Origin of the sequence: Aquimarina mycalae, from assembly GCF_029906345.1 — a bacterium.
Lineage (GTDB): Bacteria > Bacteroidota > Bacteroidia > Flavobacteriales > Flavobacteriaceae > Aquimarina.
Map to the genome: position 1 here is coordinate 128,689 of NZ_JARYGY010000004.1, position 13,969 is coordinate 142,657.

The following is a 13,969-nucleotide window of genomic DNA, read 5'->3' on the forward strand; positions in this document are numbered from 1 at the left end:
TATATACGCTATGTTTATGCAACTTCTCAAATTCGAATGGAGATACCATTCCAAGCAATTATCATTCTATATGTTTTCGATTATCTTTTTCCTCTTAGGATTTTATATGTCTTCTGGAGGAAGGTTAGGAGCAACAGAATTAGTAAAAACTAACTCTCCATATCAAATTAGTTTTTTTATAGGAATATTTAGCTTAGTATCTGTTTTTGCTATTATGTTTTATTGTATAAATGCCATTGTTAGAGATAGGCAATACAATATCGAAGAAATAATTCATAGTACATCCGTAAAAAAACAACATTTTTATTGGAGTCGCTTTTTAGGAGGATTTTTCGTCAGTCTATTAGTTTATACACTTATGCTTTTAGGTTTTGCATTAGGTACTTTTTTTTCTAACAATCCTGATGGTATTGCTCCTTTTATATTACACCATTATTTATATATATGGAGTACAATGGTGTTTCCTAATTTGTTTATTCTAACTGCCTTATTATTCTGTTTTGCAGCTTTTTTCAGAAAAGCATTACTGGTATACATCGGAGCCATTTTTATCTATGCATTATACTGGGGATGTTCTATATTCTTAAACTCTCCTATGCTAGCTCAAGCTGTTCCACCATCGCCAGAGAATATGATCATTGCAGCATTAATGGATCCGTTTGGTTTATCCGCTTTTTTTGAACAAACCATGTACTGGACTCCATTTCAAAAAAACAATCAACTAATCTCTTTTTCAGGATATTTCCTTTGGAATAGAATTGTTTGGGTATCTTTTTCAATAGTATTATTAATCATTACTTATAAATTATTTTCTTTTAGAAAAGGAATTAGAAAAATTAAAAAAGCTAAAAATGTTATCAATGATGCCATACAGAAAAAAGAATATACTCCTGTTTTAACTTATTCAGAAACTACTAAAGCTCAGTTATTAGGGTTTATATCACTTACAAAACTAGAATTGAGAGCTATTTTTACAAGTCTACCGTTTATCGCTATACTTTTAATATGGATTTTGATAGCCTTTACAGAAATTTATAGTAAGGTTTATGAAGGAGGAGCCTATCACGATAGCCTATATCCAGCAACCTATCTTTTAATTGAACAAATAAGTGATCCTTTGCCTATAATGGGATTGATTTTGATCATTTTTTATAGTGGAGAGTTAGTATGGCGAGAACGTAGTTTACATTTCAATTCCATAACAGATGTTACTCCAGCATCCAATAATATTCTCTTTTTTTCAAAATATGTAGCCTTATTATTACTACCCATCTTATTGATTCTTAGTGGAGTTTTGATTTGTATTGGCTTTCAAATTGCAGGAAATTATTACCAATTTGAATGGACACAGTATATCAATCTATTCTATTTTGAAGGAATCGGATTGATTTTTTACGGAGTAGTTGCTTTGTTTATTCAAAGTTTGGTATCCAATAAATATCTGGGAATGTTCCTTTCAGGGATCCTAATTTTTTTATTAGGTAGTTCTTTAAGTAGTTACATAGGAATCGAACATATGTTACTACAATTAGGAAAAACTCCACCAATAGTATATATAGATATGAATGGATATGGAGTTTACTTAAAACCTTTTCATTGGTATGCTCTATATTGGATGGCTTTTGCCGGAATCTTAGTGGTATTAGCTTTTAAATTATGGAGACGAGGCATTATTTCAAATTTTAAATTTCGAATACAACAATTGTTTTCTAATTGGAAAAGATCAGAAAGAAGTATTGTTTTTGGGTTTCTTATTGTTTTTATAAGTGCTGGCAATATTATTTTTTATAATACTAATATTGTAAACCAATATACCTCTTCTAATAAACAATTAGATTTAGCTGAAGCGTATGAACGTAAATTTAAACAATATGATGTGCTAGAAGAATTATATCCTGTTGCTATCAAAACAACAGTAGATATTTATCCAGATGCTAAAAAGTATACTGTAAAAGCCGATTACGTACTAAAAAACAAGAGCAATTCTTTAGTTGACCTTGTTTTTATTTCACCTAGAGAACCGTTACAATCAGTATTTTTAGAAAACGCTGAACTCTTAGAATATGACTCAGTTTTTAAGACCTATTTATTCCAATTAAAGGATCCATTATTACCAAAGGAACAGCTAAAGTTTAGATATGAACTTATTGTACAGAATGATGGTTTTGAAAGGCGAGGTGCTATTGTTGAGAATGGCAGTTATATAACCCATTCTTCTTTTGAACCTTCATTAGGCTATCGAAATAGTAGAGAAATCCGAAATTATTCAGAACGAAAAAAAAGAGGTTTACCCGAATTAAAAGAAGAGATTATTCAGGCTAATGATCTCCATAGCATACCAGATAATCTCATTGGCAAACTTCCTTTTGAAACCATAGTCTCTACCCAATCAGATCAAATTGCTATTGCACCAGGAAATTTAATTAAAGAATGGAAAAAAGATAATAGAAACTTTTACCATTATAAAGTAGATGGTAAAATATCTCCATTGTTAGGGTACTTTTCTGCCAAATATAAAGTACAAAAAGAAACATATAAAGGAGTCAGTATAGAGCAATATTTCCATCCAGGTCATAATATGAATGTTGCTTCAACCATGAAAGCAAGTAAGGAAACATTAGATTATTGTATTCAGAATTTTGGAGATTATCCTTTTGATCACCTTCGAATTGCAGAAATACCAGCATATTGGCCATTTGGAGGGCAAGCGTTACCAGGAACTATTAGTATGGTTGAAGATCGATTTTACTTATTAGATCAACGGAATACTGATGTCTTCAACTTGGTTGCTAAACGCACTATTCATGAAATCGCACATCAATGGTGGGGACATATCTTAACTCCTAAAATGACTTCGGGAGCTGGTTTTTTTATAGAAGGGTTAGCAAAATACACAGAAATTGCGGTGATGGAAAAACATTATGGTAAAGGTGCATTATGGAACTTATCAGAATATTCTAATAATCGATATTTTACAGGACGTTCTTACGCTTCTGAGATGGAACCACCTATATATTTATCTGATGGAGAAAATCACCTGTTGTATGGTAAAGATTATACGACGATGTTAGCGCTTAAAGAACTAATAGGAACAGAAAAAATAAATCTTATTCTACAAAAAATAGTCTCTAAATACAGGCATAAAGAAGAATTTGAGGTAATCACATTAGATTTTTTGAAAGAAGTATATGAAGTTACACCATCAGAATATCATACTTTGATTGATGATTGGTTTAAAAGAATTATTACCTATGATCTAAAAGTAGAACAGGCTTCTTATAAAGAACTATCAACTGGTCAATTTGAAATCACATTAGACGTAGTAGCTAAAAGGTTTGAAACTAAAAATCAAGGCGAAGATCTAACTATATCTATCGATGAACCTATCCAAATAGGTTTGTTTAGAAAACACCCTAAAAAAATTGATGTAGGAGATGAAATTCTATATTTAGAAGCTCGCCGATTTAACACAGAGCATTCTACTATCAAAATCATTGTAGATGAATTACCAGAATACATTGCTATCGATCCTTATGGAACACGACTGGATAAGAATAGAATTGATAATATAATTCGGTTATAAAAATAAGCAATATAACCACATATAACTCCTAATTCTAAAGGACTAGAATTAGGAGTTATATGAATATTACAAGCGTATCATCTCTTCAAATCGCTCTATATATTCTTCTTCATAATCAAACATTGCTTTAATGTGTTTTCCTTCAATTTCCCAAAACTCTGTATTTGATTTATTTGATGCTTCATAAAGTTTCTTTCCTAACTGATATGGAACTTGTTCATCCATTTTACTGTGTAGTATTAATACTGGCTTGCTAATCTTTTTTATCTCATTTTCTGCAGGAAAATCATTATTCATTAACATTGGCATCATCCATTTGAAGTTTTCTAGGTTTATTGCTCTTGCATACTCCTTTCCTATGTCGGGAAACGAATTAAATGTACCTTCTACAATAACACCTGCTATCTTATCATTTCTTTCTGCGGCATTCATCATAGCAAAAGCACCTCCCAAAGATTGACCCCAAATAATTATTGGAGTTTCTTTTACCTTTTCATCTTCTAACATTGTATCAAAAACGTATAATGCATCTTCTTTTAGTATCAACGAATTATCTGCTATGCCTGTTGATTTCCCAAAATCTCTCCGCTCATAACCAAATACCTGAAAACCTCTATCTGTTAATAGCTTATAATAGCTTTGAGACGACATTAAATGCATTCCTTTACCAGCATGGTGAATAATAGTCCCTATTGCTAGACCCTTTGGTTTAAAAAGAACTCCATGTAAAACAGTATTCTTATCAACATCAAAATAATATTCCTTATGAGGAATATTAGATTCAAAACTATCGTACTCCAACCCATTTACGTTATAAATTAGTGTATCTGTATATCTGGAAAACCTGATATAAAGAATACTTCCTAATAATATCAAAAACAGTGATAGAACGGCAACCTTTGTAAATTTTATAAACTTCTTCATTTTTTATGTTTTTAATTTGTAAACATTTCAAATAAACAAGCATTGAAAATCAAAAAAAAAACATTGTTATGGATTCATAATTTTTGGGGTATAAAAATACTTTTCGTGGCCAGATCTTATATTTTGTGGTCAATTTATAAAGGATAATTTTAAAGAATCAAAATAGGTTTTTGATACTGGTAACTTTTCTTCTATATATTTTAAATGTATGCTACCCTTTTGTGCATTTCCTTCAATAGAAATTATAAAAATAGGATTGACTAAATAGGAACGATGTACTTTTATTAAATGATTAAGTTGCTTATGCAAAGAAGAAAGGGTATTACGTATTACCTTTTTTTGTAATTCCTCTTCTTCTATATAATAAATATTTACATAGTTATCTTCTGATTTAATGTATACAATATCCTCTGGTAAAACAGAAAAAGACTCTTTTTTTAAAGTACTATTTACTACAACTTTCTCTTTGTTATCCGATTTATGCATCTTTCTTTCTTCCTCTTTCTTACCATAATATAATCTCAAAAAAATCGATAACGCAGACAAGATGATACCAAAACCTAAGAAAATAAATCGAAACCACTTTATAAAGAAACTGAATATCAAAAAGTTAGATCTCTTGTTGATCATTAATTCTGTATAGAAGAAAGCGATAATAATTGCTATAGTAACATAAAAAAAAGAGAATATTAATTCTTCACTCCATTTCCATCTCTTAAAATTGATATAATACAATCTTGACAAAAGATAGACAACTAAGTACACTACTATCGAAATAATGCCATAACCAATAAAATAAAGATGCTTGTTGGGATGATTAAAATTATTAGCTCCAAATGGTTGTAAAAAAACTAGGATAAATACAACAACAAAACTTAGGATAGAAGCGATCAAAAAATGATTCCGAAATGATGTGGAATATGGAAAAGCTTTGTTTAAAAACATAAAAAAAACTACTAACTAATGATTGGGATTAAATATAATCATCTTATAGATGTAAATACTAATTAACAATCAACTAATACTACTATCAAATTATCTTTTCAAATTAATGATCCCCATAATTATTCAATAGTTCGGTTACACTTTTTTTATAAGTTGTACCAATAGGTATGTTATGTTCTTTAATATGAATCCGATTTCCTTCTATTACATTTATCTTATCTATTGCAACAATAAATGATTTATGCACTCTAAGAAAATCTGATGATAATAATTCTTCATAACTCGAAATCTTCAGATGTGTAATAACAGTTTCATCAATGAGCATTATTTTGGTATAATTTCCTAAAGCCTCAACAAACAAAATATCATCAATATGTATTCTATGATATTTCTTATCACCTTTTAAAAAAAGATACCGTTGTTTATCTTCGGATGAAATAGCTGTATTATTTCTTGAAATAGTTGGTACTACCTTATTTACGGCAGTAACAAAGCGTTCAAAACTAAAGGGTTTTAATAAATAGTCGCATACATTTAGTTCGTAGCTTTCTAATGCAAACTCTTTGTAAGCTGTTGTTACAATTACTTTTGGAGGATGACTTAGTGTTTTTAAAAACTCAAACCCTTTTAGTTTAGGCATATTAATATCTAAAAACATTAGATCTACTGCTTCTGTGCTTAAAAATTGCATTGCCTGCAAAGCGTTATAGAATTTCCCTTTAAGCTCTAGGTGAGGAATATCGTTGCCATACCGTTCAATAATTCGGTGGGCAATAGGCTCATCATCAACAATAATATAGGTAATCATAGGATATTTAAATCTAATTGTACTCTAAATATGTTATCATTATTTACAACCAAAAGCTGATGCTTATCGGGATAAATCAGTTCGAGACGTCTTTTTAAGTTCTTCAATCCAATTCCTGTAGTTTCACATATTTGGGAGGAATCGAAGCTATTTTCAATACTAAAAAGAATCCTATTATCTTCTGCAATTAAATTGATATGAATATACAGGTTTTCTGTAAGGTTCTCTATTCCATGTTTAAATGCGTTTTCTAATAAAATAATATAAAGCAGTGGTGTGACTCTATAGTTTTCATCTTCAATCTTATGATCAAAACGGATATCTAACTCTTCATAATGTCTAATTTTATGAAGTTCAATATAGTTTTTCAAATATTCTAATTCGTCTACCAATAACACAGTATCTTTTTGACCTTCATAAATACTATAGCGCATCATATCAGAAATTTTTAAAACTACTTCTGGTGCCTGATCTGATTTTTCTACTGTCAAACCATATAAATTATTAAGTGTATTGAAGAAAAAATGAGGATTTACCTGATTTTTTAGCATTGTCAATTCTGCGTGTGTATTTTCATTCTTCAATTTCTTTATTAATAACCACTTTTCGAAAATCCAAGAAAGTATAATGTATCCAGGTAACACTAAAAAAAGTAATCCTCCGAATACATCTTCCAATCCATTAGCTGGTTTCCAGTTTTTGCTCAAAACGAAACCAGCAACGAGCATAGGAGCACCTATCACAAAAATGCGGACTCTATATTTAAATAAAATTGAGTCTTTATGTATTTGAGGAGATTCAAGAAAAAATGCTGTGAATTTTTGCTTTTTATCTTCTATAAAGGCTCCTAAATTATACAATATGATACCCATCCACAAAACTCCGTACACAACTCCATTATTATTATCAAAATCAACTGATTCGGTTATCGCAATTGCCATGGTAATAAGTAATAAAAACGAAGTAATATAAATTTCATAGGTAATGTAAAAAGGAAGTTCTTTATAAAGAAACGACTTCTTAGAAAAGTGAATTATAAAATTATAAAGGATAAAGACAATTAATAATACACCATAACTATTTCTATAAGCTTCATGTTCTGCCATTACTATCATTCCTACAAAAAAGGCAATTACAACTGTAGAAATTAATACCCGTCTATACTTAAATACCACATGAAACATATCCCAAAAGTATCTAAATTCACTTAATTCTTTAAGATTATCTGACCAACAAGGGTCAAATTAGGTCAAACAGATTCTTTTTTAGTACAAAACTCGGTTACCACTAATCTCATACAATTGAACTAATTTTTTATGCATTATATCAAAATAATTATATCTGAGAAAAACTAGAAAATACTTTAGTTGTTACAATCAAAAAAAGCAATCTATTATGAAACATCAAATGTTATTATATCTGTTAGGAATATTTTTATTCTCATATAACATAAATGGACAATCTTTAGATGTACATACAAAAGAACAACTAACATTAATCCAGAAAAAACTCATTGCAAAACTATCAGGTACTACGAGTATAAAAGGATCTAATATACTTGCAGTGCGAAGCAGTAGTTCTGAAAGGAAAATTGCAGCTGATTTTTTAGGAGAATCACTGCAAAACATTTCGTTAACTCCAGAAAAACATAAATATAAATTACCGAATGAGTTTTTTTTAATTGATCTTCTTTTTGATCCATATAAAGGCACAAATATTTACACAATTATTCCGGCAACAATAGAAAGTGATGAGTATATTATTCTGGGAGCACATTATGACTCTGAGCCCTATGCTCCAGGAGCCGATGATAATGCATCTGGCGTAGCTTTAATCTATGCTGTGGCATATCAAATCTCACAATTAACTCATCGTTCAAAAAACTTTATGATTGTTTTTTTTGATCAAGAAGAAGAAAACGAGATAGGTAGCAAAGCTTTTGCAAAAAAGATACAACAAGAAGGGAAAAATATCCACTCAGTTCATATTGCAGATATGGTAGGATGGGATAGTGATAATAACGGTATGATAACTTTATCTCCACCGATAGATGATATTCTTTCAATATACAATCTTATTGCAAGAAGCTTATCAATTCCTATTCAACCCAGAAATCTTATGTCATCTGACCACAAATCATTTTACGATCTAGGATATCCAGCTGTGCTAATTTCAGAAGAATTTAGTAATAGTGATTTTAATAGTAATTATCATTCTCCAAAAGATACGTATAACACCATAAATTTTGAGTATTTGGCAAACAATACTGAAATGGTCTATTTAGTTATGGAACAACTCGCAAAAAACTAGACATATGAAACAACAAAAGCTATTTGAAAAATATTATTTATTCGTTCTCTTATTAACCTTTATTCCATTTATAATCAGATCGATAAACTATATGTTAATTGGAAGTTATACGCCATTAATATTCACAATGATTATAGGTTTACCAATCCTATGCAGCTTATATTATATGAAAACTAAGCGTCACAGGTTGATTAAGGTTTGGGGGATTTTACTTATTATCTACGGAAGTATAAGAATCGCTATAGAGCTTTTATTTTATTTCTCTTCTATTGATGAAATGCACATACGAGAGCAATTTACTTTAGGGTTCAATATCCTGAATGTATTTCTAATAATGACAGGATTCTGTTTATATAAAACATTTAAAAATCAAAAAACGTCAAGGATATAATCTCTTGACGTTTTTGTATCTATTGTAGTAAAGTAAAAGAACTAACTAATCTGCTAGTACAATTACTTTATTATCCTTCATTTCTATAGTTCCAGAATTTATCGGAAGTAATGTTACACCATTCTCTTTAGTGAATTTTTCGGCAACTTCTTCTTCTAAATTCATATCTCCATACACCTTTACATTTCCCTTAGCAAGTAAAGAAACTATTGGTGCGTGATTATCTAACATCTGAAACTCTCCATTCACACCTGGTACTGCAACAGAAGTTACTTCACCACTAAATAAAACTGCTTCTGGAGTTACTATTTCTAAGTACATATTTTTAACGTATTGAGTATGGAGTAATTAGTATTAAGATAGTGATTAATAAAATAAACTTTTTTCACCACTCTTTACTAACTTCTCACTACTATTTATGCTTCAGCTAACATTTTCTCACCAGCTTCGATAGCTTCTTCGATAGTACCTTTAAGGTTAAACGCTGCTTCTGGTAGGTGATCTAGTTCACCATCCATAATCATTGTAAATGCCTTAATAGTATCTTTAATATCTACTAAACATCCTGGGATACCTGTAAACTGCTCTGCTACGTGGAATGGCTGAGATAAGAAACGTTGTACACGACGTGCACGTCCTACCGCTAATTTATCTTCTTCAGATAATTCTTCCATACCAAGGATTGCAATAATATCTTGTAATTCTTTATAACGCTGTAACAACTCTTTTACTCTTTGTGCACAGTTATAGTGCTCATCTCCTAAAATATCAGCTGTAAGAATTCTTGAAGTAGAATCTAATGGATCTACCGCTGGATAAATACCAAGCTCAGCAATCTTACGAGATAATACTGTTGTTGCATCTAAGTGAGCAAATGTTGTTGCTGGTGCTGGATCCGTTAAATCATCTGCAGGTACATAAACCGCCTGTACAGAAGTAATAGATCCTTTCTTAGTAGAAGTAATACGTTCCTGCATCACACCCATCTCAGTTGCTAATGTAGGCTGATATCCTACCGCTGATGGCATACGTCCAAGAAGTGCAGATACCTCAGAACCTGCTTGTGTAAAACGGAAGATGTTATCTACGAAGAAAAGTACATCTTTTCCTTGTCCATCTCCAGCTCCATCACGGAAATATTCTGCAATCGTAAGACCAGAAAGTGCAACACGAGCACGTGCTCCTGGTGGCTCATTCATCTGTCCGAATACGAAAGTAGCTTTAGATTCTTTCATTACTTCTTTATCTACTTTAGAAAGATCCCATCCTCCTTCTTCCATAGAATGCATAAAGTCATCACCATACTTGATAATTCCAGACTCTAACATCTCACGAAGTAAATCATTTCCTTCACGTGTTCTTTCTCCTACTCCTGCAAATACAGAAAGACCACCGTGACCTTTTGCAATATTGTTAATCAACTCCTGAATCAATACTGTTTTTCCTACTCCAGCACCTCCAAATAATCCAATCTTTCCTCCTTTTGCATAAGGCTCAATAAGATCAATTACTTTAATACCAGTAAATAGAACTTCAGTAGAAGTTGATAAATCTTCAAACTTTGGCGCCTGACGGTGAATAGGAAGACCATCTTCTCCTGCTTTAGGAAGATCTCCTAGACCATCAATCGCATCACCAATTACATTAAATAGACGTCCATATACATCTCCACCGATTGGCATCTGAATTGCAGAACCTGTTGCTACAGCTTCTACTCCTCTGCTTAATCCATCACTGGAATCCATCGCGATAGTACGTACAGTATCTTCACCAATGTGAGACTGAATCTCTAACACCAACTTGGTACCGTCTGCTTTATTAATTTCTAACGAATCGTAAATTTTTGGTAATTCAGTACCGGCAGCGAATGCTACGTCTATAACCGGACCTACAATTTGTGATACTTTACCCGTAACTTGAGACATTATATAACTATTTAATGTTTAGTATTTAACTATTTAAAAGACCCTTTTTTCAGTAATCCCGAATACGACCTTTTTTCAGGCTGCAAATATAGGCTTTTAAAATGAATAAAATAGCGTCTTTTATTTTGTTTTTTTTATCCGAAAAAACAAAGTCTATTTACTCCCTAAAAAGTATTGATTTTGGGAAGCATTTATTTGATTTTAAAATCATTAAATTGTACTTTTCCTACAAACAAAATGTTATCATATAATAATTGACTCTATGGAAACTTATGCCACGGCTTTAACATATGCAATACCTGGATTCGTAATTCTTATTCTTCTGGAGTATCTGGTAAGCAGATGGAAAGGAATTCCTGTTAATCAAGCAATGGATACTATTTCCAGTATTAGTTCTGGTATTACAGATACATTAAGAAGCCTAACTGGTCTTGCAGTAATTATCATTAGTTATGATTGGATGGTAGACCATATTGCCTTGATCGAAATCAAATCATCTGTTCTGGTTTATATCATAACATTTATTGGGTTGGATTTTGTAGGGTACTGGTCCCATCGCTTTAATCATACTATCAATTTATTTTGGAATAGACATATAATTCATCACAGTAGTGAAGAGTTTAATCTGGCGTGTGCACTACGACAAAGTATATCAGCTATAATTTCTATTTATTTCTTTCTTTATATCCCATTAGCTTTATTGGGGATCCCTGCGAACGTTGTTGCTCTTGTAGCTCCAATACATTTATTTGCACAATTTTGGTATCATACGCGATTAGTTGATAAAATGGGTGTCTTAGAACATATTATAGTTACTCCATCTCATCATAGAGTACACCATGCGATAAATGATGAGTATCTGGATAAGAACTATTCTCAAATTTTCATCTTTTGGGATAAACTTTTCGGAACGTTTCAAGAAGAAATACCAGAAAAACCACCTGTATATGGTGTAAAAAAACCTGTAAACACCTGGAATCCGTTTTTCATTAACTTTATGCACGCGTGGGGGATTCTTAAAGATGCCTGGAGAACCAAAAACATTATAGATAAAATCAGAATTTGGTATATGCCAACAGGATGGAGACCTGAAGATGTTAAAGAAAAATATCCTATCCAAATCATAACTGATCCATATTCCAGAGAAAAATATAAAACAGAAAGCTCTTTGTTCTTAAAACTCTGGTCCTGGATACAATTAACAATTACCATAGCCCTATTATATTACTTATTGGTTAGTTTTGGTAATCTTGACTTTCTAGAAATTATAAACTATGCTATCTTTTTAATGGTTTCTATATTTGCTTATACTTCATTAATGGATCGACATATAATTTCTATTTATTCTGAAATCGTAAAACTTGGTTTAGGAGTATATTATATTAATAAAGGAGATGGATGGTTTGGAATTGACACTCTTTTTAATGGAGCTACCTATTTGGTATTAGGTTACATTATAATATCGTTTATCATGGCTATTTATTTTCAATTCGTAGAAAAAAAATATTCTGTCAGACATATTGATCCAATGATATAATAATAAAGCCTACAAGAAATATTTCTTGTAGGCTTTATAAAAATTTATATTAAAATATCTTACCTATGGCAACATTGGAGAATAAAATGTAGGATAATCTTCTGCTTTTACCATCGGAAGATTAGAACCGTAAGTAGCATTAATTGCTTCCATAGTTTTATTTGCAATAAATGCATAACCACGAGCAGTAGGATGCACACCATCTAAAGAAAATGCCCCTCCAAATACTAAATCACCTTGTAATAAAAATTCATCAAAGGCAATTCCTGTAGAAGCAACTTCAACAAGTAGTGCATTTGCATCTACAAAAGCCAATCCTGCTTGTTGTGCAGCAGCAGAAATAGTCGCATTAAAAGCAGTAGTTGCTGTTGCAATTTCTGCTTGCTCTTCAGGTGTCAATACCCATCTGTCAGCTAAAGGAATCGCAACTCCATTTACAGATAGCGGATTACCTGGATCTGCTAGAGTTCCTATAAAAGAAGCTGAGGCTAAAACCAGAAGGTCATCAGCTGTAGCTTGTCTCATGTTTGTTAAATTAGGATTTAAGCCAGTTAAATCTGTAAGGTCTTCGTCTAAAATAACCACAGCGTTACCTTCTCCAGCAGTAAAACTAATAGTTCTTCTAGCGATTTCTGCATCAGCATCTTCTTGTGAAATAGCACCAGCCATAACCAATCCAGCAAAAGCTTGAACAATACCTCCATTATAAAGTGCATAGGCTGCATTTACCGCTCCAGCGGTTGCTGCATCTAAAGGCACTGGATTATGAGATACTGTTGTAAAATTTGCAATTGAAGTTACATCAGGAATATTAGCTATCACTCCTTTTGCCCCACCAGATGTCAAAGTAGCTACTAAAGCACCGTAAGCTTGATCGAACGTAGCAGTATCTGTAATTGGATCTGATCCGTCTCCACCAGATAATGCATACCCTAATACATCATTATTACCAATCCATAAAGAGAAAAATGTAGGGTTCTGTGCCATTGCATCTTCTAATACAGAAGCATTTGGGCTAGAAGCCATACGTACAAAATAAGGGTTTGCAAGACTAGGCAATCCAGCAATGTTTCCATAACCATTAGCTAATAAGTGAAAACTTTTAGCTCCAGGTATTCCCATATTATTAAATGTACCTGATAATCCTGCTGAAATTTCTGTTGTTGGAGTAGCAGGCAATACTGCTGGACCTGCTCCATTAAAAAAGAATCTAGGAGACAAGATTTGAGTTCCACCTAACAGAGCTCCACCAACATTGTCACTCATTAAAGGTTGTGTAAATGTACCTCCACCTGCTAATGCAAATTGCTGCGCTAAAATATTAGGCATCGAATTTTCTTGTGCAGCAATAAATAAAGCTCCATCCGTAAAACCTGCAGTTAAAGAATTTCCTAACGCTACATAGGTTGAAAAATCTGCTGTACCAGAAGTAATTACTACTTCTTCTACCACTGGCGAATCATCGTCGGATTCACATGCTACAAATCCAAAAACGAATAAGATTAATAGCCATTTATATTGAATATTCATATTTAAATTTCTTAAT

10 protein-coding genes are annotated in these 13,969 nt (G+C 31.8%); 3 read left to right on the forward strand and 7 right to left on the reverse strand.

The features are described 5' to 3' along the window. Positions 1-16: 16 nt before the first annotated feature. Complete coding sequence (locus tag QBK95_RS10795; protein WP_280933529.1) at positions 17-3,583, forward strand: M1 family aminopeptidase; 3,567 nt, start codon at positions 17-19, stop codon at positions 3,581-3,583. Between the two features lie 66 nt (positions 3,584-3,649). On the opposite strand, the gene QBK95_RS10800 is transcribed toward QBK95_RS10795, so the two are convergent. From QBK95_RS10800 to QBK95_RS10815, 4 genes are all read right to left on the reverse strand, one after another. Continuing rightward, complete coding sequence (locus tag QBK95_RS10800; protein ID WP_280933531.1) at positions 3,650-4,507, reverse strand: alpha/beta hydrolase; 858 nt, start codon at positions 4,505-4,507, stop codon at positions 3,650-3,652. Between the two features lie 129 nt (positions 4,508-4,636). Next, positions 4,637-5,452, reverse strand: a complete 816-nt coding sequence (locus QBK95_RS10805) for a LytR/AlgR family response regulator transcription factor (RefSeq protein ID WP_280933533.1) — start codon at positions 5,450-5,452, stop codon at positions 4,637-4,639. Between the two features lie 103 nt (positions 5,453-5,555). After that, positions 5,556-6,260 (reverse strand): LytR/AlgR family response regulator transcription factor, encoded by a 705-nt coding sequence (locus QBK95_RS10810; protein ID WP_280933536.1) that lies wholly within the window; start codon positions 6,258-6,260, stop codon positions 5,556-5,558. After that, positions 6,257-7,444, reverse strand: a complete 1,188-nt coding sequence (locus tag QBK95_RS10815) for a sensor histidine kinase (protein WP_280933538.1) — start codon at positions 7,442-7,444, stop codon at positions 6,257-6,259. Before QBK95_RS10815 ends, QBK95_RS10810 begins: the two co-directional genes overlap by 4 nt. A 211-nt stretch (positions 7,445-7,655) precedes the next feature. Between QBK95_RS10815 and QBK95_RS10820 the strand changes: the two genes are divergently transcribed. Further along, entirely contained in the window at positions 7,656-8,570 is a 915-nt protein-coding gene (locus tag QBK95_RS10820; protein ID WP_280933540.1) for a M28 family metallopeptidase, read from the forward strand. A 436-nt stretch (positions 8,571-9,006) separates the two neighbouring features. Here QBK95_RS10820 and QBK95_RS10825 read toward each other — a convergent pair whose 3' ends face one another. Together QBK95_RS10825 and atpD are read right to left on the reverse strand one after the other, a co-directional pair. Further along, the gene (locus tag QBK95_RS10825; RefSeq protein WP_280933543.1) at positions 9,007-9,282 is read right to left on the reverse strand and encodes a F0F1 ATP synthase subunit delta/epsilon; all 276 of its coding nucleotides are present in this window, start codon (positions 9,280-9,282) and stop codon (positions 9,007-9,009) included. Positions 9,283-9,377: 95 nt separating this feature from the next. Beyond that, the gene (atpD, locus tag QBK95_RS10830; protein ID WP_280933545.1) at positions 9,378-10,886 is read right to left on the reverse strand and encodes a F0F1 ATP synthase subunit beta; all 1,509 of its coding nucleotides are present in this window, start codon (positions 10,884-10,886) and stop codon (positions 9,378-9,380) included. A 262-nt stretch (positions 10,887-11,148) separates the two neighbouring features. On the opposite strand from atpD, the gene QBK95_RS10835 reads away from it, so the two are divergent. Further along, positions 11,149-12,423, forward strand: coding sequence for a sterol desaturase family protein (locus QBK95_RS10835; protein WP_280933547.1), 1,275 nt, complete (start codon positions 11,149-11,151; stop codon positions 12,421-12,423). A gap of 63 nt (positions 12,424-12,486) precedes the next feature. Here the strand turns inward: QBK95_RS10835 and QBK95_RS10840 are convergent, their stop codons facing one another. Next, positions 12,487-13,953, reverse strand: coding sequence for an SGNH/GDSL hydrolase family protein (locus tag QBK95_RS10840; protein WP_280933549.1), 1,467 nt, complete (start codon positions 13,951-13,953; stop codon positions 12,487-12,489). Positions 13,954-13,969: the final 16 nt, after the last annotated feature.

Bases quoted from the DNA above. Each gene is read 5' to 3' on its own strand.
- QBK95_RS10795 (WP_280933529.1), top strand. From the start codon at position 17: ATGCAACTTCTCAAATTCGAATGGAGATACCATTCCAAGCAATTATCA.
- QBK95_RS10800 (WP_280933531.1), bottom strand. From the start codon at position 4,507: ATGAAGAAGTTTATAAAATTTACAAAGGTTGCCGTTCTATCACTGTTT.
- QBK95_RS10805 (WP_280933533.1), bottom strand. From the start codon at position 5,452: ATGTTTTTAAACAAAGCTTTTCCATATTCCACATCATTTCGGAATCAT.
- QBK95_RS10810 (WP_280933536.1), bottom strand. From the start codon at position 6,260: ATGATTACCTATATTATTGTTGATGATGAGCCTATTGCCCACCGAATT.
- QBK95_RS10815 (WP_280933538.1), bottom strand. From the start codon at position 7,444: ATGTTTCATGTGGTATTTAAGTATAGACGGGTATTAATTTCTACAGTT.
- QBK95_RS10820 (WP_280933540.1), top strand. From the start codon at position 7,656: ATGAAACATCAAATGTTATTATATCTGTTAGGAATATTTTTATTCTCA.
- QBK95_RS10825 (WP_280933543.1), bottom strand. From the start codon at position 9,282: ATGTACTTAGAAATAGTAACTCCAGAAGCAGTTTTATTTAGTGGTGAA.
- atpD (WP_280933545.1), bottom strand. From the start codon at position 10,886: ATGTCTCAAGTTACGGGTAAAGTATCACAAATTGTAGGTCCGGTTATA.
- QBK95_RS10835 (WP_280933547.1), top strand. From the start codon at position 11,149: ATGGAAACTTATGCCACGGCTTTAACATATGCAATACCTGGATTCGTA.
- QBK95_RS10840 (WP_280933549.1), bottom strand. From the start codon at position 13,953: ATGAATATTCAATATAAATGGCTATTAATCTTATTCGTTTTTGGATTT.